Annotated in this window: 26 protein-coding genes; all 26 read left to right on the top strand. The window is 39.0% G+C overall.

What is annotated here, in order from left to right; genetic code table 11:
- The first annotated feature begins 134 nt into the window (after nt 1-134).
- The 26 genes from AO498_RS13710 (at nt 135) to AO498_RS13575 (ending at nt 25,954) form a co-directional block, all read left to right on the top strand.
- The gene (locus tag AO498_RS13710; protein WP_067548796.1) at nt 135-1,040 is read left to right on the top strand and encodes a glycosyltransferase family 2 protein; all 906 of its coding nucleotides are present in this window, start codon (nt 135-137) and stop codon (nt 1,038-1,040) included.
- A 134-nt stretch (nt 1,041-1,174) separates the two neighbouring features.
- The gene (locus AO498_RS13705) at nt 1,175-1,951 is read left to right on the top strand and encodes an ABC transporter permease (protein ID WP_067548793.1); all 777 of its coding nucleotides are present in this window, start codon (nt 1,175-1,177) and stop codon (nt 1,949-1,951) included.
- A 141-nt stretch (nt 1,952-2,092) separates the two neighbouring features.
- A complete protein-coding gene (locus AO498_RS13700; protein WP_067548790.1) occupies nt 2,093-2,497 on the top strand; it encodes an endonuclease domain-containing protein in 405 nt (134 codons plus the stop codon).
- A gap of 230 nt (nt 2,498-2,727) precedes the next feature.
- Nucleotides 2,728-3,690 carry an alginate O-acetyltransferase AlgX-related protein gene (locus AO498_RS13695; RefSeq protein WP_067548787.1) on the top strand — a complete coding sequence of 321 codons (963 nt, stop codon included), beginning with the start codon at nt 2,728-2,730 and terminating at the stop codon, nt 3,688-3,690.
- A 129-nt stretch (nt 3,691-3,819) separates the two neighbouring features.
- The gene (locus AO498_RS13690; protein WP_236778602.1) at nt 3,820-5,466 is read left to right on the top strand and encodes an MBOAT family O-acyltransferase; all 1,647 of its coding nucleotides are present in this window, start codon (nt 3,820-3,822) and stop codon (nt 5,464-5,466) included.
- Nucleotides 5,466-6,380, top strand: a complete 915-nt coding sequence (locus AO498_RS13685) for a hypothetical protein (RefSeq protein ID WP_148660241.1) — start codon at nt 5,466-5,468, stop codon at nt 6,378-6,380. Before AO498_RS13690 ends, AO498_RS13685 begins: the two co-directional genes overlap by 1 nt.
- 598 nt (nt 6,381-6,978) lie before the next feature.
- Nucleotides 6,979-7,335, top strand: coding sequence for a hypothetical protein (locus AO498_RS13670; protein ID WP_067548775.1), 357 nt, complete (start codon nt 6,979-6,981; stop codon nt 7,333-7,335).
- Nucleotides 7,326-7,553 (top strand): glycosyltransferase, encoded by a 228-nt coding sequence (locus AO498_RS17425; RefSeq protein WP_067548771.1) that lies wholly within the window; start codon nt 7,326-7,328, stop codon nt 7,551-7,553. Before AO498_RS13670 ends, AO498_RS17425 begins: the two co-directional genes overlap by 10 nt.
- 52 nt (nt 7,554-7,605) lie before the next feature.
- Nucleotides 7,606-8,547, top strand: a complete 942-nt coding sequence (locus AO498_RS13660; RefSeq protein ID WP_067548768.1) for a glycosyltransferase family 10 domain-containing protein — start codon at nt 7,606-7,608, stop codon at nt 8,545-8,547.
- Nucleotides 8,548-8,566: 19 nt separating this feature from the next.
- Complete coding sequence (locus AO498_RS13655) at nt 8,567-9,412, top strand: DUF5672 family protein (RefSeq protein WP_148660240.1); 846 nt, start codon at nt 8,567-8,569, stop codon at nt 9,410-9,412.
- Nucleotides 9,405-10,691, top strand: coding sequence for an ABC transporter ATP-binding protein (locus AO498_RS17335; protein ID WP_082792245.1), 1,287 nt, complete (start codon nt 9,405-9,407; stop codon nt 10,689-10,691). The genes AO498_RS13655 and AO498_RS17335 overlap by 8 nt, the downstream gene beginning before the upstream one ends.
- Complete coding sequence (locus AO498_RS13645) at nt 10,691-11,305, top strand: CmcI family methyltransferase (RefSeq protein WP_067548762.1); 615 nt, start codon at nt 10,691-10,693, stop codon at nt 11,303-11,305. Before AO498_RS17335 ends, AO498_RS13645 begins: the two co-directional genes overlap by 1 nt.
- Nucleotides 11,302-12,150: a class I SAM-dependent methyltransferase gene (locus AO498_RS13640; protein ID WP_067548760.1), complete on the top strand. Its 849-nt coding sequence runs from the start codon at nt 11,302-11,304 to the stop codon at nt 12,148-12,150. The genes AO498_RS13645 and AO498_RS13640 overlap by 4 nt, the downstream gene beginning before the upstream one ends.
- Nucleotides 12,147-13,061, top strand: a complete 915-nt coding sequence (locus tag AO498_RS13635; RefSeq protein ID WP_067548758.1) for a glycosyltransferase family 2 protein — start codon at nt 12,147-12,149, stop codon at nt 13,059-13,061. The genes AO498_RS13640 and AO498_RS13635 overlap by 4 nt, the downstream gene beginning before the upstream one ends.
- Complete coding sequence (locus AO498_RS13630; protein ID WP_067548755.1) at nt 13,058-13,861, top strand: glycosyltransferase family 2 protein; 804 nt, start codon at nt 13,058-13,060, stop codon at nt 13,859-13,861. Before AO498_RS13635 ends, AO498_RS13630 begins: the two co-directional genes overlap by 4 nt.
- A 20-nt stretch (nt 13,862-13,881) precedes the next feature.
- Nucleotides 13,882-14,865 carry a hypothetical protein gene (locus AO498_RS13625; RefSeq protein ID WP_192842561.1) on the top strand — a complete coding sequence of 328 codons (984 nt, stop codon included), beginning with the start codon at nt 13,882-13,884 and terminating at the stop codon, nt 14,863-14,865.
- Nucleotides 14,866-14,868: 3 nt separating this feature from the next.
- On the top strand, nt 14,869-15,879 hold the full coding sequence (locus AO498_RS13620) for a glycosyltransferase (protein WP_067548749.1): 1,011 nt from the start codon (nt 14,869-14,871) through the stop codon (nt 15,877-15,879).
- Nucleotides 15,880-15,883: 4 nt separating this feature from the next.
- On the top strand, nt 15,884-16,732 hold the full coding sequence (locus AO498_RS13615) for a glycosyltransferase family 2 protein (protein WP_067548746.1): 849 nt from the start codon (nt 15,884-15,886) through the stop codon (nt 16,730-16,732).
- Nucleotides 16,729-17,610 carry a glycosyltransferase gene (locus AO498_RS13610; protein WP_067548743.1) on the top strand — a complete coding sequence of 294 codons (882 nt, stop codon included), beginning with the start codon at nt 16,729-16,731 and terminating at the stop codon, nt 17,608-17,610. Before AO498_RS13615 ends, AO498_RS13610 begins: the two co-directional genes overlap by 4 nt.
- Nucleotides 17,611-17,614: 4 nt before the next feature.
- The gene (locus AO498_RS13605) at nt 17,615-18,514 is read left to right on the top strand and encodes a glycosyltransferase family 2 protein (RefSeq protein ID WP_067548740.1); all 900 of its coding nucleotides are present in this window, start codon (nt 17,615-17,617) and stop codon (nt 18,512-18,514) included.
- Nucleotides 18,511-19,293 (top strand): class I SAM-dependent methyltransferase, encoded by a 783-nt coding sequence (locus AO498_RS13600; protein WP_067548737.1) that lies wholly within the window; start codon nt 18,511-18,513, stop codon nt 19,291-19,293. The genes AO498_RS13605 and AO498_RS13600 overlap by 4 nt, the downstream gene beginning before the upstream one ends.
- Nucleotides 19,290-20,765, top strand: a complete 1,476-nt coding sequence (locus AO498_RS13595; RefSeq protein WP_067548734.1) for a glycosyltransferase — start codon at nt 19,290-19,292, stop codon at nt 20,763-20,765. The genes AO498_RS13600 and AO498_RS13595 overlap by 4 nt, the downstream gene beginning before the upstream one ends.
- Nucleotides 20,766-20,768: 3 nt before the next feature.
- Nucleotides 20,769-22,379 carry a glucosamine inositolphosphorylceramide transferase family protein gene (locus AO498_RS13590; protein ID WP_082792242.1) on the top strand — a complete coding sequence of 537 codons (1,611 nt, stop codon included), beginning with the start codon at nt 20,769-20,771 and terminating at the stop codon, nt 22,377-22,379.
- Nucleotides 22,376-23,437, top strand: coding sequence for a glycosyltransferase (locus AO498_RS13585; RefSeq protein WP_067548728.1), 1,062 nt, complete (start codon nt 22,376-22,378; stop codon nt 23,435-23,437). Before AO498_RS13590 ends, AO498_RS13585 begins: the two co-directional genes overlap by 4 nt.
- Nucleotides 23,434-24,528, top strand: a complete 1,095-nt coding sequence (locus AO498_RS13580) for a glycosyltransferase (RefSeq protein WP_067548725.1) — start codon at nt 23,434-23,436, stop codon at nt 24,526-24,528. The genes AO498_RS13585 and AO498_RS13580 overlap by 4 nt, the downstream gene beginning before the upstream one ends.
- A 208-nt stretch (nt 24,529-24,736) precedes the next feature.
- A complete protein-coding gene (locus tag AO498_RS13575) occupies nt 24,737-25,954 on the top strand; it encodes a hypothetical protein (RefSeq protein WP_067548722.1) in 1,218 nt (405 codons plus the stop codon).
- The last annotated feature ends 931 nt before the right edge of the window (nt 25,955-26,885 follow it).

The raw sequence follows: 26,885 nt of genomic DNA, 5'->3' as shown, positions 1-26,885 counted from the left end.
GGGAGTAATGTCCGATCCGCCCCGGCGGACGGGTGTCGGATGACCGATGAGTTGAGAGGGAAGCAGGAAGCTGAAAGTAAAGGGAGAAAAGTTGAAATTCAGTACAATTTTCTAGTTGCAAGTAGAATTTTTTAATGACTCAATTGTTGCCTAAGGTTTCTGCGGTTGTTCCGGTTTTTAATGCAGAAGGGACGCTTCGAAGGACAGTAGACTCTTTATTAATTCAGCCTGAGATTGATCAAATTATCCTCGTAGAGGATGGAAGTAGGGATAATAGCCTTTCGATCTGTCAGCAACTTGTCATAGAGCATGCCCAAATCACGCTTTTACAACATCCGCATGGAGCGAATAAAGGAGCTCCAGCTAGCAGAAATTTAGGCTTAAGTCAGGTGAAAAATTCCTGGATTCAATTTATGGATGCAGATGATGAGCTCCTTCCCGGAAAGATAAAAGCACAGTTAGCCAGCTTAACTGGAAATGAATCCCTAGTGATCAGTCCCTATACCTTAGTGAATGAAACTCGCAAAGTAATTCCAACGATGCAGGACCTTTGGGCTGGATTGCTACGAATGAGACTTGGAATTTCTTCTGCCAACCTTTGGCATACGGAATCGGTGCGTGCAGCGGGAGCATGGAATGAATCCTTACTCAATGTTCAAGAATATCACTTGATGTTTGAAATGCTCAAACGCAATCAAACTTTCGCTTTTTCAAACCAAAACCTAACCCTAATCCATCAATTGCCCAATTCCATTACTCGATCCACGGATCGTTTAGATGAAAAGCGAGATACTTATTTCCGATTTCGGCAAATGGTGAAGGAATACTTGGAATCTTCAGGAAAGTTAAACTTCCTAAGATGGCATCATTATACTGTTGCCATGGGAGAGATGATGCGTTATCATCATCCTTCCTTTAAAGTATCTTATTCCAAAAGCTATTATCGCTTTATTCAAAAGATTAGATGGGTAAAAGGGGTGGGGAAGTATTTCAAAAAGCCTGAATCTTTTGAAAGAAGAGAAATTCAAACTTCGATTTGATGATTTTGAGAGCGGGAACTATTTATTTCTGTTTCTAGCTCCAAAGACCTCGCGTATAAATAAAAATTTTAGTGTCAGATAAAGCGATAAACTCCCCACATTACAAGGTCATTGAACCCTCATCCGGTTGGAAGATGGTGGATTTTCAGGAGCTTTGGCGTTACAAGGATCTCTTGTATTTTCTAACGCTCCGAGGCATAAAAGCGAGGTATGCGCAGTCTATTTTAGGAGTTTCATGGGCGATTATCCAGCCCCTTTTTACAACACTGGTCTTTACCTTGGTTTTTGGAGGTTTGGCTAAAGTTGATTCTGATGGCATGCCTTATATCCTCTTTTCGTATTTGGCACTTTGGCCTTGGAATTACTTCTCCGGAACACTCACTGAATCCGCCAATTCGTTGATCCAAAATGCCAACATGATCACCAAGGTTTATTTCCCGAGAATGGTTCTCCCGCTTTCAGCGATGCTGTCCAAACTACTGGATTTTACCATTGCCTTTGTAGTTGTGATTGGGATGTTGATTTATTTCAAGCAAGTTCCTGGCTGGGGGGTGTTGTTCACTCCGATCTTGATTCTCCAATTATTGATGTGTAGCCTGGGGATCGGGATGTTTCTATCGGCCTTGGCGGTCAAATACCGAGATGTCAAGCATGCGCTTACCTTCTTGGTGCAACTCCTGCTTTATGCAGCTCCGGTTGTCTATGGAACCTCAGCTGTTCCAGCTGATTACCAAAAATTCTATATCCTTAATCCTATGGTTGGTGTAATCGAAGGCTTCCGTGCGGCCTTTCTCGATCGTCCCATGCCTTGGGAATGGATTTGGCCAGGAAGTATTGTAGCAATCATCGTCTTTGTATTTGGGATGTTTTACTTCCGTAGAATGGAACGGATATTTGCTGATGTGGCCTGACCTCCCCTAGCCCCTCCTATAGGAGGGGAATTTGGGACCAATTGGAAGTTAAAAAACTGCATTCAAAATCTAATTCATACCCTGCTTCTAATGTCCCCCTTAAGGGGTATTTAGGGGGTGAAAAATTAGAAGTTAACCAAAATGTCTTACTCTGAAAACCTGTTTTACGGCGCATCTCCTGAAATTCATAGAAGGGCAAAGGAATTGAGAAAGCGTATGACATCTGCAGAAAAGGTATTGTGGCATTTTTTAAAAAATAAATCTGTAGATGGATTCAAGTTTAGAAGACAGCATCCTATTAATAAGTATATAGTCGATTTCTATTGTCATCAAATAAAATTAGTCATTGAGGTTGATGGCGGTATTCATGATGAAATTGAACAAAAGGAATATGATGCTGGTAGAACCTCTGCTTTAGAGGAATTTGGATTAAAAGTTATCAGGTTTAGAAATGAGGAAATCCTATATCGTATCAATAGTGTAATTACTCATATATCTAGGTATTTAAAATTTGAACAATCAATTAATTCTTCTAAAAACTACTAATCTAGATTCTGAAAATAGTTTATTCATTGTTTGCTCAATCTAATTTTACTGAACCTCCCCTAGCCCCTCCTATAGGAGGGGAAATTGAATCCAATTGGTCGTTAAAAAACTGCATTCAAAATCTAATTCATACCCTGCTTCTAGTGTCCCCCTTTAGGGGGATTTAGGGGGTAAAAATTAAATCCAGGAAGTATGTTAGCAATAATTGTCTTTGTGTTTGGGATGTTTTAATGAGAGGTTTCCTGATTAAAATCTTACTCTTCTCCCTTTCGTTTGTCTTTTTGTCTTTGGGATTGATTTTGGCGACAGAGGTTGATGGACTTGCTGATTATTTACCCTCTAGGATTTCATTGAAAAAGGGTACGACCAGCCATCAATGGACAAGACAGCAGGAGGCAGATAAGACAGAAAATATTGATGTTTTGATTTTGGGGTCTTCTTTGGGACAAAGTATTGATGTCAGAAATTTTCAAAAATTAAATCTGAGTGCATTTAACTTTTCTTCTGGATCTCAAACCCCTATTCAATCGGATTATTTTTTGGATAAATACTTCGATTCTTTCCAACCAAAAGTGGTGATCTGGGATTTAAATCCATACACATTTTCTACCAAGGGGCTTGGATCTACCATTGATTTAATAGCGAATTGCTCAGATTGTAGTGGAATGTTTTCCTTGCTTATAAATACTGGAAGCTCTTTGGCTTGGGCATCCTATTTAAAGCGGATGATGCTAAAACCCTTTGAAGAAGAGGATTTAAAACTTCCTCTTAAAACAGACATCAGCCAATATATTTCCCATGGCTACATGGAATCCTTTTTAGATGCGCCGGAATCGCCGATGGAAACTGATGAAACCATTTACCCTTTATTACCTATCCAACAAAAAATATTCGAAGCTCAATTAAAAAAGCTAAAAGCCCATTCCATTACTGTGATCTTGATTTATTCCCCAAAATCAAAGTCTTTCATCCAAAATTTCAAAAATCAAAACAATTGGTTCGAATACTATGATTCATTGGCTGATCGGGGCTTAGCAACTCGCTTTGTTAATTTCAATGAAATTTTTTGGGAAGACTCCCTGAATCGTACCAATTTCTTCGATTTGGCACATCTAACTAGAAAGGGGATCAAGCAATACAATCAAGCATTGATGGATTCATTAGCTCCAACTTTGCTTAGTCTGAGAAATTGATCTTTTGATAGGAATGATCTCAAGAAATTTGAACCATTCAATTAAATATCTTCCAACAAATATTGGTGATAGCTAATAGCTAATTAAATAAATCACAAGGACTTATTTCCTTAAAAACCTCCAAGCGATTTGCTTTTCAACTCTTTTGAATTTCTGATTTTCCTTCCTTTAGCTTTTTTAGGCTATTGGTTTGTTTTTCAGAGAAATATTAAACTTCAAAACGCCTTTATCCTACTTGGAAGCTATGTCTTCTATGGCTGGTGGGACTGGCGCTTTTTGGGACTGATCATTGCCAGTTCGGCGGTGGATTATTGGTGTGGATTAAAGTTAGGGTCCGTCATTGCGAGGAGGAGGAACAGCCTGCCCCGTACCAATGTCGGGGACGACGAAGCAATCTCCAAAGAACCGGAAAGATTGCTTCAGGCTGGTAATGAACGTGCTGAGTCTGAAAGTTTGTCCAGCCTTCGCAATGACGATGACACATCGGACATCGGACATCGGCCATCGGACATTACTTCAGTCTCCCATCTTCGGTCTACCGTCATCAAACCTTTTCAAGGCAAGAATCTCTACCTCACCCTCAGCCTCGTTTTCAACCTCGGCCTCCTCGGCTTCTTCAAGTACTTCAACTTCTTTATCGAATCGGCTACGGACTTGATCCACCTTTTTGGATTCCAAGCACATCCGAGCACTTTGAACTTGATCCTTCCGGTAGGAATTAGCTTCTATACCTTTCAGACGATGAGCTATACGATCGATGTCTATCGGGGTAAAATGGAAGCTACCAAAGACCCGATCGCCTTCTTTTCTTATGTAGCATTCTTCCCACAGTTGGTGGCAGGTCCTATTGAAAGAGCTGCCCATCTTTTGCCTCAGTTTTTAAAGAAAAGAGAGTTTGAGTACCAACAGGGCTCCGATGGTATGAAATTGATCCTATGGGGATTATTCAAAAAAATTGTGGTTGCGGACAATTGTGCCCTGGTCGTCAATCCCATTTTTGAGAATTATCAAACCGCCTCAGGGCTGGAATTAATGATGGGAGCGGTACTCTTTGCCTTTCAGATTTATGGAGACTTTTCCGGCTATTCGGATATCGCCATCGGTACAGCCAAACTTTTTGGCTTTGACCTCATGACCAATTTTCGGACGCCCTATTTCTCCAGAGATATTGCTGAGTTCTGGCGTAGATGGCATATTTCATTATCCACCTGGTTTCGAGATTATGTTTATATCCCGCTCGGCGGAAGTCGAGTGTCCAAAGCCAAAGCCATCCGAAATATCTTTATCGTCTTCTTAGTTTCCGGATTTTGGCATGGAGCCAATTGGACCTTTATCGTCTGGGGAGCAATTCATGCAGCGCTGTTTATTCCGCTTTTTATCTTTAATAAACATCGAACCTACTTAAATGATGGTCGCTACGATGGCTATCGTGGGCTGATTCCTTCCTTCAGAGAATTTACCCAGATTCTTTTCACCTTTACTTTAGTCACTTTGGCTTGGATTTTCTTTCGAGCTCCATCCATTGGGGATGCTTGGGGATTCCTTTCCGGAATATTCAGCCATGATTTGCGTGCGGGTTTCCAACTTGCACCCTACCTCTTGTCCTTGGTGGGAATAGCCATGATGCTAGGCATAGAATGGACGTTTCGAACAGAGATTGCACTTTCGTTTCGATCTCCAGTGCTTCGGTATGGAGGATATATAGGAGTCGTGATGGTTATTTTATTCTTTGGGGCCTTCTTTAATCCCCAGGATTTTATCTATTTCCAGTTTTAGTGAACCTGTTCTTACTAAAATCCTCCTTGTGGATTGGTTTAGGAGTTGCCTTTATTCTGGGATATGGAGCCTTTTGCGATTACTTCTTTCAGCAAAGACAGTATCTAGACCTTTCGGAAAAGAAGCAATGGATTCTTGCACAGCAGGGGGGAAGCTACGATTATGCAGTTTTAGGCTCAAGTCGAGCGTTTGGAGCCTTTGATATGAATCTATTGGATAGCTTGACTGGCTTAAATGGGATCAATTTAGGCGCAAATGGAAGTGGTTTTAAAGATAATTATTTGATCCTAAGTGTATTTTTGAAGTCCAATCAAATTAAAAAGCTTTTCCTTCAGGTGGATATGGCTTCGCTTAATTCTAAGACTTCATTTAGTAACGAATTTCATGCTTTTACTTTCATGCCCTTTTGGGAAGAGGTAGAGATCCGAGAAGTACTTAAGGAGGAAATTCCAATCTTGGCAAATCCGCTCAGTTCGCTTGCACCTCAGTGGAGGTATTTCTATTTCAACAAATATTTCTCACCAAAAGAGGTGATTAGGAGGGCTAAGCTCTCAGAAAAAGAAGGAGACAATTACTTCAAATCAAAAGGAGGAATATCGGGTAAGGACAAAAATCAAGGCGAAAAACAAATAAAAACTTACAATCTTCCTACAATAGCCGATCCAGTGGACTGGAACTATTTAATAAAAATTATATCCAAAGCTGAGGCCGATGGAATAGAGGTTGTTTTTTTTACTGCACCTAGATATCAAGATCGACAAGAGGCGTTAGTAGAACTTTTATCGATTTTACCAAATCTCAAGTTCTTTCCAGAAGATTTCCAAATTTCAAATGTTAGCTTATTTGTAGATCAGGGACATCTGAGCCAAGAGGGGAGGAGGCAGTTTACATTTAGTTTCTATAATGCAAATTGAGCAATTTAATTTTATATATTTAAAGTATGTTGTTGATTTTTAAAATATATAAGTTTTTCAATAAATATTCCTTTATTGATAGTATTGTGTAATTAGCAAGTTGATAATTTGAATTCATAGTTTTTTATTCTTCTAATCTTATAACAATAGTGAAAAAAAATGTACTCATAGATGAAGGAGATTTCTCTTATACCGATGAAGAAAAAAGACCTTTAGGAGGTGCTCAATCAGTATTTATTGGTTTAGTAAACGGTCTTTCAGCGATTGGGTGTCAAGTGGAGGTTCGTAACCGATGTGAAGTGGAGTTTTCAAGTAGTTTCATTAATTGGAAGCGATTGAATTATTAGGAAAACTTTGATGCAGATGGGTTTATTGTAAATCGAAATCCTAGACTGATGTCGCTTGTTCCCAAAGGAAAGCCAATCCTTTTTTGGCTCCATAATAGAGGAAATTATTTACTAAAAATCAAAAATTTAGAGATTCTCATTAAAAGATATCCTACGCTAATTTTCTCTGGAAATTATCATCGTTATACTTTTTATGGATGGCCCTTTTTTAAAAATTTAATTATCCCATAAGGATTAAATGATAGATTTTTTTGAATAAGAAAGAATTGAATGTTCCTGGGCATAGGGCTATTTTCACTTCAAATCCACTTCGTTCTTTAGATTGGCTTGTGGATCGATGGATAGACATTAGAAAGGAAGTTCCGAATGCTGAGCTTCATGTATTCTCTGGACCTACTCCCTATGGAAATTGGGGAAAGTCTGTATCGGACCGTATGCAAATGGCTATTCAATATGCCAAAGACTATAGTGATTTTGGGATATTTCTTCACGATCCTGTTTCAAAGGCAGAATTGATTTCTGAAATTCAAAAATCCAGAGTGATGCTATATCGTGGTGATGTGGCAGAGATTTTTTTTGTCTTTCTGTGGCTGAGGCAATGGAATTAGGAATTCCTTGCGTAACCTTAGATTTAGGTAGTATGAAGGAAAGAATCATAAGTGACCAAAATGGTTTTGTATTGAGTTGTGATCGTGATTTTGTTGATAAGGCAGTTGAATTGCCTACTCAAAATTCTCTTTGGTCAAAATTTCATCAAAACTTGTACAATAAGAAGGTTAATTCTACTTGGATTGAAATTGGAAAAAAATTCGTTGATCTATTCTGATTTTATAAAAGAGATATCTCCTTCTAAATATATAATTAGTCAAGATTATTTAATGATTCATTTAAAATTCGTTGATCACTATAAAGAATTTGTACCAGAGACGGATCGGATTTTCACCTTTCTTCAAAACCATTTCCAAGTAAAGTTGGTTGATCAAAATCCTGATTTTATTATTTATTCCTCCTGGGGTATTGAGCATTTAAAGTATGATTGTCCAAAGATTTTTTATACCGGAGAAAATCATCGGCCCAACTTTTTCCTATGCGACTATGCCTTGGGGTTTGATTTCATTGACCGACCAAATTACCTGAGGGTACCCTTGTATTCGATCCTTTGGTATTATGATTTCTCTACCTTGGTTTTCCCCAAGCATTTGGAAACCATCCAACAAAATCCCAAATCCAAATTCTGCTGCTTTGTGGCATCTAATGGAGGGGCAAAAGAAAGGAATAAAATTTTTGAGAAACTTTCGCTGTATGATTTGGTGGACTCAGGCGGTAAGGTGATGAATAATGTGGGGGGGCCGGTTCCAAATAAAATTGAATTCATGAGGCCTTATAAATTCTGTATTGCCTACGAAAACAGCTCATATCCAGGCTACGTGACGGAAAAGATTATGGATTGTTTTATTGCCGGATGTATTCCCATTTATTGGGGAAGTCCTTGCATAGAAAGAGATTTTAATCCGGGAAGGATTATCAATCGGCATGATTTTGATTCCGATGAGGCCATGATCCAACGAATCCAGGAACTGAATGAAAACGAAGAAGCCTACCAGGATTTTATTAAGCAACCGATTTTTAATGGAAATCAATTGACAGAATATTTTGATCAGGAAAGGCTCCTAATATTCTTTGAACAGGTGTTTGAAGGTCCAAAAATTACCCGATCTAAAGGGATAAAAAAATCAATTGGTTTGGGTATCCGACAGACCAAAATTTGGGAAAGTAAAATTAAGAGAAAAATAGGGGGCTTTGAACGGGTATGGTATTGATAAAAAGGATTTTTTTAAAGTGAAAAAGCTAGCAGTTTTAATCCCAGTTTATAAGCAGGCTCCTAGCAAAGAAGAGTTAATTTCTTTACGATCCTGTCTTAGTAATTTAGCCAAGTTTGACATCATTGTATTTACCTACCCTGGTCTTGATTTAAGCCAGTATGAGAAAGAATTCATTGAGCATGACCAGAATTTTTCTACCCAATTTTTCCCAAGGCATTTCTTTGATTCCTTGGATGGTTACAATAAGTTTTTGAGGGGTCATCAATTTTATAGTCGATTTTCAGATTTTGAATTTATCCTTATTTTCCAGTTGGATGCTTATGTTTTTTCTGAAAACCTTGATTATTGGTTATCCAAAGGGTATTCTTATGTGGGTGCCCCGTGGTTTAGACAAATAGAAAATAAAATTGAATTTATAGGGGTTGGGAATGGAGGACTTTCATTGAGAAAGGTCGATGATTTTATTCGGGTGTTTCATTGGAAATATTTCCTGATTCGATTGTGGATTGTTTTTAAGTATAATTTTAAATATGTTGAGGTAAGGAAAAACTCTTGGAAGTTCTTTTCCAATTCTTGCAAGGAGTTTAGCTTTTCAAAGCTCAAAGGAATTTTTACCTTAATAGATAAAAATGAGGATATCTTTTGGTCCAAAGTAATCCCCAGAAAATTTTCTTGGTTTAAAGTAGCGGGATTGAACGATGCTTTGTGTTTTAGCTTTGAAGCATGTCCTCTGCATTGTTTTGGATTAAACAATCACCAATTACCTTTTGGTTGTCATGGCTGGGGAAAATATGAACCTCAATTTTGGAGGCAGTTTATAGGATTTGATGGTGAATTAAAATTAAGAGAAGAAAATGTCTAAGCCGATAATTTCTGTTTCAAATTTGTCAAAAAGATATAGGATAAGTCTTAGAGAAAAATCACCTGAAACCCTTGTCGAACAGATTTCAAGCTTCTTTAGGTATCCTATTCATAACCTAAAAAAACTTACCCAATTAAATCAATTTGCTCAAGAAGATGATTCCGTTTTCTGGGCCTTGAGAGACATTTCCTTTGAGGTACAGGTAGGAGAGGTTTTGGGCATCATTGGGAAAAACGGCGCAGGGAAATCCACCTTACTTAAAATACTCTCCCAGATCACCGACCCGACATCTGGAAAGATTGAAATCCAGGGACGGGTAGCCTCCCTCTTGGAAGTAGGTACGGGCTTTCATCCCGAACTCAGTGGAAAAGAAAATATCTACATGAACGGGACAATTCTCGGGATGACCCGACGGGAAATAGATTCCAAACTGGAGGAAATCATCGACTTCTCCGGGGTAGAGAAGTTTATCGACACGCCTGTCAAGTTTTATTCCTCCGGAATGAAAGTCCGGTTAGGCTTTTCCGTGGCTGCCCACCTAGATCCTGAAATTCTGATCATAGACGAAGTCTTGGCGGTAGGGGACTATGAATTCCAAAAAAAGTGCTTGGGAAAAATGAAAGAGGTGGCAGGACAGGGAAGAACGGTACTTTTTGTTTCCCATCAAATGGATGCTGTGACGAGACTTTGTTCCAGAGTATTAGTCTTAAAAAATGGTCTTGTGAGTTTTGAAGGTAATCCAAGCTTAGCCATCAAGAAATACTTGGGTACTCATGAAAATGAAACTAGTGCTAGGATCCTTTTGCAGGGGGAAGGAAAGGAAGTTTCTATTCGAAAAGTAGAAGTCAAATCCAAACAACAAGTGTTGAAAATCTTTGCAGATGTAAGGCAAGAGCTGGAAGTGGAAGTAACCTTTGAAGTCAATAAGGATGGATTGACTGTTTCACCGGGGATCAATGTACACAATGAGGAAGGAGATCACTTATTTACTTCCCATCACGTAGACTACATGGTGAATCCCTCTCCTCTTCAGAAAGGCACGTATACATCCTCTGTTAAAATTCCTTCTCATTTTTTTACAGAGGGAGTTATTTATTTTTCCGTTGCCTTGATGAGTTATTCTCCCTTTATAGTGTATCAACACGAGGAAAAAATACTTTCTCTCACCATCGTGGATCAAGTAGACGGAACTTCTGCCAGAGGAATTTATGGGGGATATTTTCCAGGGCTAGTGAGACCAAAATTTAATTGGAATGAAATTAGAAAATCAGTTAGCTAATGTTTAAAAGAAAAAAATCCTATTCCTTAGAAGGAATTGACAAAGGCCACCATCAGGTTACCTACAGAGGGGTTCCCTGTGTAAAATGTCCTTTTGACTATGTGATGTATCAGATGATTCTTTCTGAGATCCAGCCAGACTTGCTGATTGAAATCGGCACCAACAAAGGTGGAAGTGCCTTATATATGGCAGATTTGATGGAAAATATGGGTAAAGGAAAGATTCACACCATTGACATCACTGATGAAGCCCCGGATTTAGTCAAATCCCATCCCAGAATTTCCACTTTTCATGAGGGTTGGGATGCTTATGATTTGAATTTGGCATCTGGCTATGAGACCATCATGGTTATTGAAGATTCTTCTCATTATTACCAAAACACCCTTCAGGCGATTTCCAAGTTTGCGCCTTTGGTTACTAAGGGCTCTTATTTGATTGTAGAAGATGGGATTATCGATGATTTGGATAGGAAAAAAACCTATCGAGGAGGCCCTGTGAAAGCCATTGAAGAGTTTCTTCCAAAACATCCTGAATTTTCCATAGACTTGAAATGGGTCAACTTTTTTGGGGAAAGTGCGACCTTCAACACCAAAGGATTCTTAAAAAAACGATGAGTTCCTTGAAATTTACAGGAGAGCGGTTGATGCCAGGAGCCTTGGATAAAACCGCCATGGAGCATTTGCATCGATATGCCATTTGCCTAGAAATGGTCAAAAACAAAAACGTATTGGATATTGCCTCAGGGGAGGGATATGGAAGTTTTTTGCTAGCCAAGGAAGCCAGCCAGGTAATCGGAGTGGATTTGGCTCAGGAAGCCATAGACCATGCGAGGGCTTCTTATCCTAAAGAAAATTTACAATTTATTCAAGGGAGTATTCTGGAAATTCCCAGTCCCGATCACTCGTTTGACGTAGTTGTTTCTTTTGAAACCTTGGAACATGTCTCGGATCACGAACAAACATTTGCAGAAATCAAGCGGGTCTTGAAGCCCGATGGGATTTTGATCATTTCCACGCCTGAAAAATCCGTTTACTCAGACGAAGTCAACTACTCAAATCCTTTTCATGAAAAGGAGTTGTACGAATGGGAATTTCGGGATCTTATCCACCGCTATTTTGAAAATGCCAAGGTTATCCAACAAAAATATGTGAAAGGATCCTTAATGGTGGACAAGGATTTTAGTTCTACATCTTTTCGGTTTTTTACAGGCGATTTTCAGGGCTTTGATCTCCGGGCAGGATTCCATCCGGAATACCTTGTTGCCATCTGTTCCAATCAACCTATTGCTACATTGGATATGGATTCCTTGTTTACCAATCCCATCAATGAGAAAATTATGGTTGAGGAAATTGTGGCTGCAAAAATCAAAAGACTTAAATCCGGATTTCGGTATCGGTTGATTGATTCAATCTTTAAACCTTGGGATTTGATAAAGTCTCTTAAAAATAAGATTAGTTGAAAGTTCTTATTTTAATTGTTACATATAATGGGTCAAAATTCATTAAAGAATGTCTTCACTCAATCAATTTTTCAACAATTAATACAGAAGTATTAATTATAGATAATTGCTCCAATGATCGTTCTATAGAAATAATAAAAGATGATTTCCCTTATGTTGAATTAATATGCAACAATAAAAATCTTGGATTTGGAAAAGCTAATAATATTGGAATTAAATATGCTATTGAAAATAATTATGAGTATGTTTTTTTTCTAAATCAAGATACTATTCTTGAACCTAATGCTATTGAAAAATTACTGGATCAGGCAAATAAAATTAAGGACTTCGGTTTTATTTCACCGCTTCATTTAAGTTGGTCTGGAGATGCTTTAGAACCTATTTTTGAATATTTTCTTCGAAGATCAGGCCCTAAAAACCTACTGTCTAATTTCTTCTTCAAGAATGAATCTTGCATTGAAATAGGCTTTGTAAATGCTGCTGCATGGCTTATTCCAGTGGATACATTGAAAAAAATTGGAGGTTTTAATCCTATTTTTCCTCATTATTGTGAGGATATTGATTTTTACAATCGTTTAAAATTTTTTGAGTATAAAAATTATTTGATTTTGGATTCGAAAATCAGACATTATTCTACTGGAGCTATTACTATTTCTCAGAGATGGAATACGAAAGTTAAAAGAGAAGTCTTTGAAACGATTGCCAAACTCACAAATATTAATTCATCTTTTATTTACAGCCTTTTCATAGTTATTTTTAATTCATTTAAAAAATCACTTATATATTTGTTGAAATTGAAATTGAATGAATATTATTTTGAAGTTATTGTTTGGTTCAAGCTCTTACCATTTTTGTTTGAAGTCATCTCTGTTAGAAACAAATCAAAGAAGGGGAATGCTTTTTTAAAATGATTTCTATTATAATTCCCTGCTTTAATTCTGGTGCGTTTCTATTGGAAGCATTGGTAAGTTGTTCTGAATCGGTCTTTAAAGATTATGAGATACTAATTGTCGATGATGGTTCTACAGATTTAATCACTTTACAAGTCTTAGCTGATTTAAAATCAGATCCTACATTAAAGATATTAACTAAAGAAAATGCTGGCCCAGCCTCAGCAAGAAACCTAGGTGTCAAGCATTCAACTGGACAGTTTCTCCTTTTTTTAGATAGCGATAACTTAATCCGTCCGGAATACCTTGGAAAAAGCCTGAAAATTTTAACCGAAGATTCAAGTATTGGTATGGTTTATAGTCGACCCGCTTTTTTTGGGGATATATCAGATTCTTTAAAAGTTTTTGAGACTGTTGAATATTCCATGGATAGGTTATTAGTAGGAAATTACATTGATATGTGTACCCTTGTTAGGAGGGAGGCCTTTTTAGAAGTGGGGGAATTTGATGAACATCCAGATTTGATAGGATTTGAAGATTGGGACCTATGGATTAGAATGGGTCAAACTTCTTGGAGGTCTTATTTTATTCCAGAACAACTATTCGATTATCGGGTAAGGAAAGGTTCAGTTATGGGTTCTTTAGTAGAGGAGAGAAGAAAGCGGATGTTTTTCTATATTGGGTCTAAACATGGTTATTTGATCCACCAGCGGTATCGCCAATACTATCGATTGGTTACTAGAATACAAGCAAAGCCCTTTTCCTTTTTCTTCAGAATTCTTTACTATAAATACATCCTTCGGAAACCCCTTTTAGATTAATAATTCCCCCCTTGACCTCCTTGTACTTCACCCTCTGCTCGAATAATTATCTGCCTTTCGCCCTTTCATTAGGCAAGTCCTTAAAGGCCTTTGATCCCGATCTTCGTTTGATTATTGGCTTGGTGGATCGTATCCATCCTGAAATCGATTATTCCGCTTGGTGTGGTGTTGAGTTTTTACCTTGTTTTGACTTGGGCTATCCAGAGTTTGAGACCATGCTGGCTGAATACAATATCATTGAGTTCAATACGGCGGTGAAGCCCTTTTATTTTGAATACCTGTTTCATAATCATCCGGAGGTGAACTGCATTTATTACATCGATCCGGACATTCTGTTTTACCAATCTCCGGAATTGCTGGATAGCGAATGGACATCGGAAGCCAGTATTCAGCTTACTCCCAATTTGCTTCGCCTTCCTGAGCATCTCGTCCGTGGAGAATTGGCTTCGCTTAAGCATGGTTACAATAATTTGGGCTACATCGGTATGCAGCGTAGTGCTGAGACTGACCGAATCATTCAGTGGTGGAAGGACCGCCTGACCACCCACTGCAAGTTGGATAAGTGCCGGGGAATTTTTGTGGATCAGAAATGGATGGACTTAGCTCCACTTTTTTTCAAGGGAATAATTTCTGTAAAGCATCCCGGCTGGAATATGGCCTGGTGGAACCTCAGCGAGCGGAAGCTGGGAAAAAGCGAGCAAGAATATTTCGTGAATGATCCCGAAACTCCTTTGGTGTTTTTCCATTTCAGTGGATTCAAACCCGGAGCGGCTACGATGACAGAACGAATCCAATCTGCGGAGTTTGATATGGAATCTGAAGGGGCGCTGAGGGAGCTTTTTGACAACTACGAAAAACAGCTGTTGGCCAATGGATATGATAACCTGAGCAAGAAAAAACCTTTGCTGAAGTTTAAAGAACCACCGAATGAACTAAAGCACCGGATAGGCCGCAAGTTGAAATCCAAACTGACCAATGGCATTTTCCGAATTTTCGGAGTCTGATTGATGGGAGAGGGAGTCAGTATAATTCTCTGCACCTTCAACGGGAAAGATCGGCTGCCTGCTACGCTAGAGGCAATTCAAAAGCTTGATCCTGAGGTGCCCAAAGAATTGATTTTGGTGGACAATGCCTCTACCGATGGCACAGGTGAGTGGTTGAAGCATTACCTGCTATACGATCATTTTGATTTTCCAACTAGCTACATTTTTGAACCCAAGGCAGGCTTGATTTATGCCCGCTTGACAGGGATCAAATCGGCAACTTATAACTTACTCTTATTTTGTGACGATGACAATGCCTTGGCATCCGACTACCTAACTTTGGGAAGCAAGCTGTTCCAATCCAATCCTAATCTTGGGGTCTTAGGAGGGTATGGAATTCCGGTTTTGGAAGGGATTGAACCAGCTTGGCTGAGTCGCTACCAAAAAAGTTTTGCTTTAGGTCCTCAGGCTGAGCGATCGGGAAAAATTCAGGAGATTCCAGGTTACGTTTATGGTGCGGCGGCCTTTTTTCGAAAAAAGCCCTTGCTGGACTTGATAGATTCCGGGTATGGCTTTTACCTGACAGGCCGAACCCAAACACAGGCGATATCCGGGGATGATTTGGAGCTTTGCTGGCTGATGCAGTTGATGGGCTACGAAATTCATTACAAGGAAAGCTTGAAGTTTTTTCATTCAATGCCACAATCCCGAATGACTACAGACTATTTAATCAAGATGAAGTCAGGTACAGCCGCTGGAGGTGCATTGCTTTTTGCCTATAGACAGTTTTTCCTAAATCCTAAGTCCACCTCTTCTAGGTTTGTGTTGGCTTATTTTCTTCAATTTTTAAAGACAGGGTTACTTTTACTGAAAAATAGAATAACTCGATCAGGTACGTCCACCTCATGGGAAAGGGATCTTGCTATGGCTATTTTAACTTCCCGTTGGGCTTCTTTTCGGGATAATTTTTCTTTAGCCAGAGCACTATTCTCCCAACTTAAATCCAATAAAAAATTCTGGATACATACTACTTGAACGCTTGAAGATTTCCATAATCATTCCTACACTAGACCGACCTAAGGCACTGATTCGCTTGATTAATCTGCTCAAGCTTCAGATTTCTGAGGAAGTCGAATTAGTCGTGGTGGATGATAGCAAATTGCCTTTGGCGAAAAGCGATCTTGCGAATTGGGGTGAAAAAATGAAGTACATTCACAGAGGAGAAAAGTTGGGCGTGAGTTCTGCCCGAAATGTGGGATGTCAACATTCAAACTCGGAGTACCTTATTTTCTTGGATGATGACGATGTCGTGACAGAATCTTGGTTAAAGGATTTCTATTCCAGAACGGAAAATGAACCTGACCTGGTGTATTGCAACATGAGGCTGGTGTCCCCGAGTGGAGAAGAAACTTCTGTCTCCGCATCCAAAAACAACCGTGGGATAGTGATTCCAGGGGCATGGATGATTCGTAAGACAATTTTTGAAAAGGTGGGAGGCTATGATGAGGCTCTGAAATTTGCTGAAAACACCGAATTGTTCTTTCGCTTGGATCAGCTTGCCTTGAAGAAGCAGTACATCGAAAAGGAGAATTTCATCTACCATCAATCACATAATGGAGGGAGTAAAAACTTACAGAATATGCTGGATTCCATCCGGCGTATTCTTGCAAAGCATGACAAGTACCTCAACGCACATGTCAAGCACCTCTACCACCAAAATATTGGAGTGATCGAAATGAGGTTTGGCAGGTTTGAACCCGCAAGGAAGCACTTATGGATCTCTTGGAAATTTAAGCCAAAAAAAATTAGCACCCTTTTTAGGATTGTATTGGCATATTTACCTCCCTTGGCAAAGAAAATTTATACTCCTGAAATTGGCTTGAGATGAGGTTTGGTGGATTTGTGATTACCTACCATCGTCCTCAAATCTTGTTGGATACGCTGGAAAAGCTGTTTTCCCAAACAGTCGCGCCAGAACTGATTTGGGTGATCGATAACTCGGAAAATCTGGAGACCGATCATGCGATTGCCAGTTTGCTGGATCCTAGAATAAAGTATTACCAAATGGGATATAATGCAGGTCCTGCAGGTGCGGCAGTCAAGGGGCTCGAATTGTGCGAAAAGGAGGGTCTAGATTGGATCCTTTGGGCGGATGATAACGACCCCCCTTTTTTTCCGGATACCTTTGAGAAGCTCCTTAGCATTCGAGATGAAAATCCTTTCTGTGGAATTATCGGTTCTGTTGGTCATTTTTTTGATCGGAAAAAAGGTGTTGTTAAGCGAATTCAATCTCGATTATTGGAAAGAAAAACTTGTGTTGAGGTGGATTTTGTGGCAGGGGGAATGTCCATGTTGGTGAGTGCTGATATAATTAAGTCTGGATTAAAACCCGATGAAAGTTTGTTTTTTGGATTTGAAGAATTGGATTTTTGCCTGAAGGCGAGCAGGAAGGGATTTGCAATCTTGGTAAACTCTGAAGTTTTCTTGGCACTTCGGGAAAATCATCATCGTACCCATTTTGATCGCCCGCTTTATAAGAAAAAAAAGAACCTAGCACGGGAATATTACAGCCTTCGAAATCTTTTATTCATATCAGATTCGCTAACCTTACCAACTATGCGAAAGCGATTAATCGGAAAGTGGGCTGCCAAATCACTTTATGGTTTCAAGTTTGGAATGGGGTATGGGCTTCAAAATTTCAGGATGATTACCTTGGCTTTTTGGCATTACCTCCGTGGGATAAAAGGGAAAACTTTGAATATTTAAGGGAATGAAGAAACCTGTTTTTTTCTCTATAGTTATCCCTTTTTTTAACAGGGAAAAATTTTTAGAGAAAGCTATTACAAGTGTTCTTAATCAAACTAGTCCGAATTGGGAATTGATCCTAGTGGATGATTACTCTTCAGATAATTCAATGTCGGTAGTAAACTCATTTTCTGATTCAAGAATTAAGATTCTAAGTCATTCAACAAATAAAGGAAATGCAATTGCCAGAAATACAGGATGGAAAGCTTCAACATACGACTGGATAGCCTATTTGGACAGTGACGATTGGTATGAGCCAGATTATCTGGACAAAATAACCCAAGCGATTTATGATCATCCAAATTCTGTATTTTTTTGGACTGGAGTACGATTTGTAAATAGGTCGGGTAGCTCCATAAAAGAGGAATTTTGGAAACCATTGAAAGTTCTCCCCAGTGATACTTTTTTTGACCAATTAAGGATCGGGACAAACGCTGGAGTATGTTTTTCAAAAAGTGTTTTGGAAGAGTTGGGCGGGTTTGAAATCAAGCTAAGAGCCTCTGTTGACCGTGAGTTTTTTTTGAGAATTTCACAACACTATGAAGGTCTAGGAGTGGAATTTACGGGAGTTAATTGTTTGATCGGGACACATGAGTCTGTCCGGAAATCATACCATCATCAAGCAAAGGCTTACGATTTTATTAATGAAAAATATAAAATACTTATTAAGAAAAATTCTATCAGGAAACGATGGTGGTATCATAAGGCAATGTGGCTGAGTCTATACAGCGGAGATAAAGGGAAGGCTTTTCAATATCTTAAAAAGATGAATTATCCTATAAAATCTCTTTTGTTATTTTTTTTCTTTTCTGTTCTGCCTACTTCAAATGCAATTTTGCTTCATAAAAAATTTGCTATAAAATGAATTGGGTAAGGAAAAGTGTCCTAAATTATTTGAACTCAAATTGTTCTAATGAAGGCTTGTCCTTTGATTTAAAAGATCCCTCTAATGAGGACTTGTTAGTTTTGGATTCTGCACCTGGGGGGTGGTCTATTGATAAGAAAGTAGCAGAAGCTATCCTCCAAATAACTCGATCGCGTAAAGTATTCAAGGTGGTAGAAGTTGGGGCTGGATATTCAACTATCGTTTTTCACTATTCTTTAGGTAAGATTAATCCTAATTATGAAGTTGTTTCAATAGAAGAAAATAAAGATTGGTTTAAAGTGCCAAAAGCAGTAACAAACTTGATCGATCCTCACAAGCTAAATTTTAAATTGGGTAAGCTACGATTTGTTTTTAGCCGATTCGGAATTCATGCCAAGTACAAACTTGCAAGTAAAAATTTTACGGGGAAAGGAGTACATATGGTTTTTATTGATGGTCCGCAGTATTATTATGGGAGGGAAGGAGGATTGGATCATATTTATTCATTCTTGAGTGTGGGGTGTTTGATAATTATGGATGATGCCGAACGATATACTGAGAAATGTGTGATTTTTAAGTGGTTAAAAGTTTATAAAGGCTTGGAGCTGATTTATTTGAATGATTCTTTTGGGAATAAAGGATTGGCTGTACTTAAGGTGATACAACCGCTTAAAAGAAGATTTTCAATAGCCGCCTTTTCTTTAGGAATGTTACAAGGGATAAAAAGAATGGCAAATTTTAGACAGATTAAGGAAAAACAGAATTTACTGAACAATTGAAAATCCTTTTCACCCAAGACGCCCTTGTTAATGCAGGAGCTGAACGAAGTCACTTAGAGATCCTTTCTCGGTTTTCGGAGGAGTTGGATGTGGGATTTGTGTATTTCTATCCCAAGCATGACCTCAGAGAAGCTTACGAACGAGCCGGTATCCGGCTCTTTTTTTTAAATATCCCCGAGGGTTATCATTTTACCTTGGCAGTAAGCCGCTTGATCAGTCTGATAAGAAAGGAAAAGCCCGATTTATTGGTTTCATCTCTATGGCGGGCCGACATTATCACTCGAATCGCATCCTTCTTTACCGGAGTTCCTTTGGTGGGAACCTTAGTGAATGACAGTTATGCCCCTATGGCATGGACAGATAAGAAGGGATTTAAATACAAAGTGGTGTATTGGGTCGACCGCTTGACTGCAGGCATCCCTTGTCATTGGATCGCTAATGCTCATGCCTTGGCCGATTCGCATGTGAAGACTTTGGGAATAGAGCGCGGTAAGATTTCGGTGGTATATCGAGGACGACCCGTCATTGCGAGCGCAGCGAAGCAATCTTTTGAAGAAAATTCGAAACCAAAGGAAAAGATTGCTTCGGCTACAAAAAGCCCAGAGGATAATTCAAAATTAAAGGAAAGTAGCCTCGCAATGACGTCTCCAGTTGAGACTGCTTCGGCAGCTGAAAGCTTCGATATAAAATCTGAAATATCAGATAGCAGCCTCCCTCCACAGCGGGCAGGCGCAGTGACGAATCCCGAAGAGACTGCATATCCCGACTCTGTAGGGATCCCTGTGACGGATGACGTCATTGCGAGGGAGGAACGACCGAAGCAATCTCTAATGGAAATTGCAGATCGCTTTGTTGTTCGGGAGTCCGAACCAATCCGAAACTTCATTTCCTACGGCCGCCTTTTGGAACGAAAAGGGTTCCAAGATGCCATTCGGGCCTTTGCTAAAGTCTATGAAACCTATCCGGATTGTACCTTAACCATCTTTGGTGAGGGACTCTATAGGAATCAATTGGAAACCTTAATCCAAGAACTCAAGCTCCAAAATGCAGTTTTCCTACCCGGTAGAATCTCCAACCCGATGGAACTTCTCATCTCAAATTGGAATGCACATCGGACTTCAGATATTGGACATCGGACATCATTCCACTGCTTCCTCTTTCCTAGCTGGTATGAAGGCTTTTCCGGTGCCTTGGTTGAAGCCATGATGGCAGGAATTCCCATTATAGCTTCAGATATCCCCATGAATTTAGAGGCGATTGAGGATAAAAAAACGGCCCTGGTCTTTCGAGTTCAGAATATTGAGGAATTAGCCAAACAAATAATTTGGTCCATAGAGCACCCTGAGGCAATGCAGAATTTGGGGACTCAGGCTCGCAGAATCTCCGAAGAGCGATTTGATATTGAAAAAATTGCAAAACAATATGAAGATGTTTTGAAGAGCCTTTATCATCAATTAAGTCAATCTCACTGATTTTTGATTTTGTACAGAATAGGCTTTCTTTTGGATTCCTTGATTATTCAAGCTTGGCAAGCTGAGACGATCAGGAAGCTTTTGTCCACTGGGAAGGTAGAAATATCTGTTTTCGTGGTTAATGATTCGCCAAGGCCTTCAGGAGGAAATTCTCCCGTGTTATATAGGATCTACAGAAAATTAGATCGAATACTTTTTAAAAATTCCTTGGATGCATTTAAACAAGTTCCACTTTCTCAAATTATCCCTGAAACTGTTCCCATTCTTTCCGTTAATCCTATCCAAAAAAAATACAGGGATAATTTTTCTGAGGATGATCTAAAAAGAATCGATACTTTTAATTCTGACATTCTTATTCGATTTGGATTTCGTATTCTTTCGGGTGAAATTCTTAACCTCCCCAAGCTGGGAGTTTGGTCCTTTCACCATGGTGATCCAAGTATTTACCGAGGAGGGCCTCCAGCTTTCTGGGAAGTAATGTGCCAAATTCCAGCTACAGGCTGTGTTTTGATGCGAATTAATGAACAGTTGGACCAAGGAGAGATGCTTTACCAAACCCACACCCAAACGGATCCTCTTTCAGTTCAGCGAAATGCCAATCGAATATTTTGGATGTCCGCTAGTTTTCCTGCAAGAGTGATCCAAAGTTTAAACTCTTTGGGGTCGAATAATTGGAAGCGAAAGGATATATCTTCTACTTCCAATTTTTCATCATCAATTCGTAAGCCTCCTAAAACCAGATCGATGTTGGGATTAGGGCTCAATCTTTTCTCTCGAAATCTCAAAAGGAAGTTATTAGAGCGAATTAAAACCCCACATTGGGAAATTGGTTGGACATCAAATTTGTCTTTTAAAAATCAAGTTCTTTTAACTACGGAAGTTCAACTGATTCAACCAAAAAAAGGAAGTAGGTCCTTTTTAGCTGATCCATTTCCAATTTTGGAAGAGGATAAGGTTTGGGTTTTTGCAGAGCAGTTTGATAAGAGAAAAAAGAAAGGACATATCGTTGTTGTTGACGAAGAAGGAAATTTCACTCCAGTTATTGAAGAGGATTATCACCTTTCCTATCCTTTTATTTGGAAAGAGGATGGTGGCTATTGGATGATTCCAGAATCCGCAGATTCGGGGAAATTATTCCTCTATCAGGCAAGGGATTTTCCATTTAGTTGGAAAAAATATGGACTTATTTTCGAAGAAGAAGCATATGATCCTACACTTTGGAAAACAGAGGAAGGGTATTGGCTTTTTGTTAACCAAAAATCCCATCCTGGTTGTTCTCCATTTGATGAGCTGTATTTATATTATACCGAATCCATATTTACTCCCAAATGGATTTCCCATCCAAAAAATCCTATCGTATCTGATGTGCGATGTTCCAGACCTGCAGGTAGTTTGTTTCAAAAAGATGGAAAGCTATTTCGACCTGCACAGGATTCAGAAAAAAGATATGGGCATCGAATACGGGTCATGGAGGTAAAACAACTCACCCTAAGTTCCTATCATGAAGAAGAGTCCTACCGAATTGAGCCGGATGAAAATCAAGGAAATTTGGGGCTCCATACGATGAATGCTTTAGGGGATCGCTGGATTGTTGATTTTTATACCAGAAAATGAAGATTATTTTCTTAATCCATAAACAACAAGCAAGAGGTCAGGAAATTTTTGCTTCGCAACTTGCTCAGGAGTTAACCACTCAGGGTTTAGAGGTAAAATTGGTTTGTCTATACTCTGGTTTATTTGATTTACCCTTTGAAGGAGAAATTCAATCGCTAGGTCTGAAGTCCTCCAAGGCAGTTTGGAATCCTAAGAAATGGAAAGAGTTTGCAAAAATTGTTTCGGCGTTTGATGCAGAAATAATTCAAGCCAATGGAGGGGATACCTTTAAGTTTTTGGCCTTGGCTTCCTTTTTTTTTATCAAGAAACCCAAATTGATTTTTAATAATGGTGGGGTCATGAGTTACTATCTCAGAAATGACTTCCAAAAGCAGCTAAATTCTTTTTTCCTGAGTAGAATGAATGGATTGGTTTCGGTTTCTAAGTATAGTAAATCTGATATCGAAAACACTTTTAACCCAAAACTTCCTCATCAAGTAATTACAATCGGCATTCATATACCTGAGGTTCAATTGGTGGGCCATCAAAAGTTAACCTGGCTTCATATCGGTGGATTTACCCCTGAAAAAAATCACTTTAGCCTAATAGAGATTTTTCAAAAAGCGTTGAATTTAGGAGTTGGAGGGCATCTTCAGCTTGTTGGTGATGGTCCTTTGATGCAAGAAATTGAAAGAATGGTGCGCGAAAAAAATCTCCAATCACAGATTTCTGTTCAGGGAGCAGTACCAGCTCCATGGCATATTGTGTCAATTCCAACTGTTTTGCTTTTACCAAGTTTAATCGAAGGGATGCCAGCTGTGATTTCAGAGGCTTTATGTCTAGGAATACCTATAATTTCCTATGGAATAGGAGGAATACAAGAACTCAAAAAAGAATTTCCCTCTCTGATTTTAATTGATCCAAATGACGATGCAGGTTTTATTGAGGCGATGAATTCAGTCTACAACAATTATGAGGAATATTTAAGAATGAGTAGGAAGGATATCGAAAAAGCAAAAGCCTTCTTCAACCTTAAAAAGAAGGTTTTTGAATTTTTAAATTTCTATTCCCAACTATGAAAATCCTCCAGTTGCTTACTCGCCCTCAACGGAGAGGAGCCGAAATTTTTAGCCTTCAACTTTCAGAACAATTGAAAAATAAAGGCCATGAAGTTTTGGTAATTAGTATTTTATCTGGTACAAAAGATTTGAACTATTCTGGAGAATTCAACCATTTGGAGAGACCTGATGGGATCCAACTGGATTGGATTGGGGTTTGGAAACTCAAAAGTATTATCGATTCGTTTCAGCCGGATATTGTACAAGCAAATGCTTCAGAAACACTTCGGTATGGTGTTTTTGTGAAAAAAATTGCAAAAACTAAATTTCAATTGGTCTATCGCAATGCGAATATGATGAGCCCATTTGTTAAGTCATTTTGGCAAAAACAGTATTATCGCTTTTTATTAAATCAAACTCATGGAGTAGTTTCAGTAGCAGAAACTACTCGAATAGATTTGATTCATTTTTATAGCTATAGAAAGAAAACCCAAACCATCCCGATAGGGATTGATTTTCCGAAAATTGACCATTTAAGCAATCAACCTTGCGATCTAGTTTTACCTCGAAACTTTTTGCTATTTATGGGAGGCTTTGTTCCTGAGAAAGACCCAGAATGGCTTTTGACTATTTTCTATAAAAATCAGAACCTTTGGCCAAATCTGAATTTGGTATTTATGGGGAAAGGGTACTTAGAAAATAGCCTGAAATCAAAAATTAAGGATTTTGGACTTGAAGATCGAGTTTACATACTACCCAACCAATCCAATCCTTTTCCTATTTTAAGTCAGGCTGCAGCATTGGTTTTACCCTCCAAAATTGAAGGATTGCCAGCAGTGATTTTAGAGTCGATGCATTGTAAAATTCCGGTAATTTCCTATAGCGTAGGAGGTATTCCTGAAGTTCTTAAAACTGGAGAAACCGGCTGGTGTATCCCCCCAAACGATTCCCATGCCTTTATAAAAGCCATTCAGGAAGTATTCTCAATGGAAAAAGAAGTCAAACAAAAAATCTTAGACCAAGCCCATCAGCTCGTTTGCACCCAATACTCCCTCCCTCAAGTCTCCCTCCAATTCGAGCAGTTTTACAAGTCTCTTCTCAATCAAACCTAAGCTTTTCCCCTTCACTATTTGCTCACACAAGTAATTCCTCAGTTTCCCATTTCGACATTATGCCCATTTCCGAACCCTAAATCCTGAACCTCGAACCCCTAACAAAATACAATTTCCTAGTTCGACCAACCCTGAACCTTGAACTCCGAACCTCGAACAACATTCACCTGTCTTTTTTATATTTGATTGTCACTAACCAATAGTCCCCTTGCTCGGCGCCGTACTCTTAGTCATCCTGCTTTTTTTTGTCTCTCAGCCGATTTTGAATAACCTTCAAAAAGAACACAAATGGTTGAAAGCAGGGCTATTAAACCAAATGTATTGGTATCATATGTTTTTTGGGTTGGTCTATTGGGCTTATGCCCAGGTCAATAGGTCTGATTCTATAATGTATTTTCGAAGTTATGAGCATTACAAAAATTGGTTTGATGCCTTTGTGCCAGGAACCTTATTTATTGAATGGATCAATTATCCATTTGCTAAATGGTTGGGCTTCAATTATGATATGATGATGTTCCTTTCCACCTGGGTGGGTTTTTGGGGCTTTGTCTACTTTTATTGTTTTATGAAGGAGAATTTGCGTTTCAATCCCAAGTTTGAGGGATGGGATGCAATTACGATTTTTATGTTTTTGCCGAATATGCATTTTTGGACGGCATCTTTGGGAAAAGGTGCCTATATTTTTGCGGGATTGGGATTTCTGACTTATGGATTGTCCTGGCCTCAAAAGCGAATTTTTCTCATTCTTCTAGGAAGTTTTATTTGTTACATGATTCGACCCCATATTCTATTCGCGGTCTTGATTGGAATGGGGGTAGGATTTGTTTTGGGGCGTGAAAAAGTACCTCTCTACCAAAAGTATGCAGTGGTGGTGTTTGCGATTGGAATGAGTATTTATGTGTATGAGGATTTGTTGGTTTTTTTAGGATATGATCCTAATAACGTTATACAAAGTTTTGAGGAGGAGACCTCATTAAACGCTCAACGGCTACAGTCGGCAGGATCAGCAGTGGATATGAGTAACTACAACCTTCCTATGAAGTTATTTACTTTTTGGTTTAGGCCACTGTTTATTGATTCCCCAAATGCACTAGGAATTGTAGTTTCTATTGAAAATGCCCTCTATATCTATATGTTTAGCCGGATTTTGAAAAAGAGCTTTATCGATTATATCCGGATCGCCCCGGCGATGGTAAAAATGGCTGGGGTGGTGTTCATTTCCATTTCCATTTCCATGACCTTTGTGATGTCGAATTTGGGCATTATCATCCGGCAAAAATCCCAGATCATGTACTTTATGCTTTTTGTGATTGTGGCATTTATGGATTGGGAGAAAACCAATCGAATTAAGAAGCGGGCTGAAATTTACAATCGCATTGTGGAGGAGGAGCGAAGAAAACGAGAACTCGCTGAAGCGGCGATTTAGAGGTTTAAGAATTTAAAATCAATTCGTGTAGGTCGGGGAATTCTCCGACCTTTTTTGTTTCCGGAATATTGGTTGAGGGTGGTGGATTGAGCAGAGCGATTATGCTCTTTTCGCTCTTTTCGCTCCTCGAGATTTGCAATCTCGAGGTAATATCCTCGGATTTGTAATCTGGTTTGATTGAACCCTGAATTTGAAAATTGATAATTGTCCATTCATTTCCATTGCGCTGGGATTGAGATTTGGATTTCAAATTGAAATATTAGCCCAGCGCCTTTACCATATTTTGCGCATCATTTTCCCAGCGTTAAAACGCTGGGCTACCCATATCCGACCCCGATGGGGTCATTGATAGAATCAATTATCGGGTAATGTTGTGCCCAAAAAACAGAGCGATCATCAAGATTATAGTCAATTGAGATTTGAATCGTAAAGAATGTGGCCCTAGAAGACAGGCGGTTTTTGGAGGAAGGGTAGAGGCGTGAAGTATTCAGGTTAGCTCACTCGAGAATTCGAGGGAGATCCGCCTGAATTTAGCCGAGACCCGACACCAAAAATCAAACTGGATGGAAGGCTAGGATTTGATTGAAGAATTCAACCAGTTTGAAGACTGGATTCAGGCCACAAGCTTTTGCAAACTTTTGGCTTCAAAAGTTTGGAGAAAGGAAACGAAGGTGGTTCCTCTGACGGGTTATTAAGAAATAAATATGCTCCTCGAGATTTGCAATCTCGAGGTAATATCCTCGGATTTGTAATCCGGATGGATTGAGCCTTGAATGTGAAAATTGATAATTGTCTATTCCTTTCCATTGCGCTGGGATGGAGTCTTGTTTTCCAAATTGAAATAATAGCCCAGCCCTTATCATTTTCCATGTTTCTGTGACCCAGCGTTAAAACGCTGGGCCATATACCAATTCCTATGGGAAAATTAATC

The sequence above is a fragment of the Algoriphagus sanaruensis genome, from assembly GCF_001593605.1.
Taxonomy (GTDB): Bacteria; Bacteroidota; Bacteroidia; order Cytophagales; family Cyclobacteriaceae; genus Algoriphagus; species Algoriphagus sanaruensis.
This window is presented reverse-complemented; position numbering and strand designations above follow the sequence as displayed.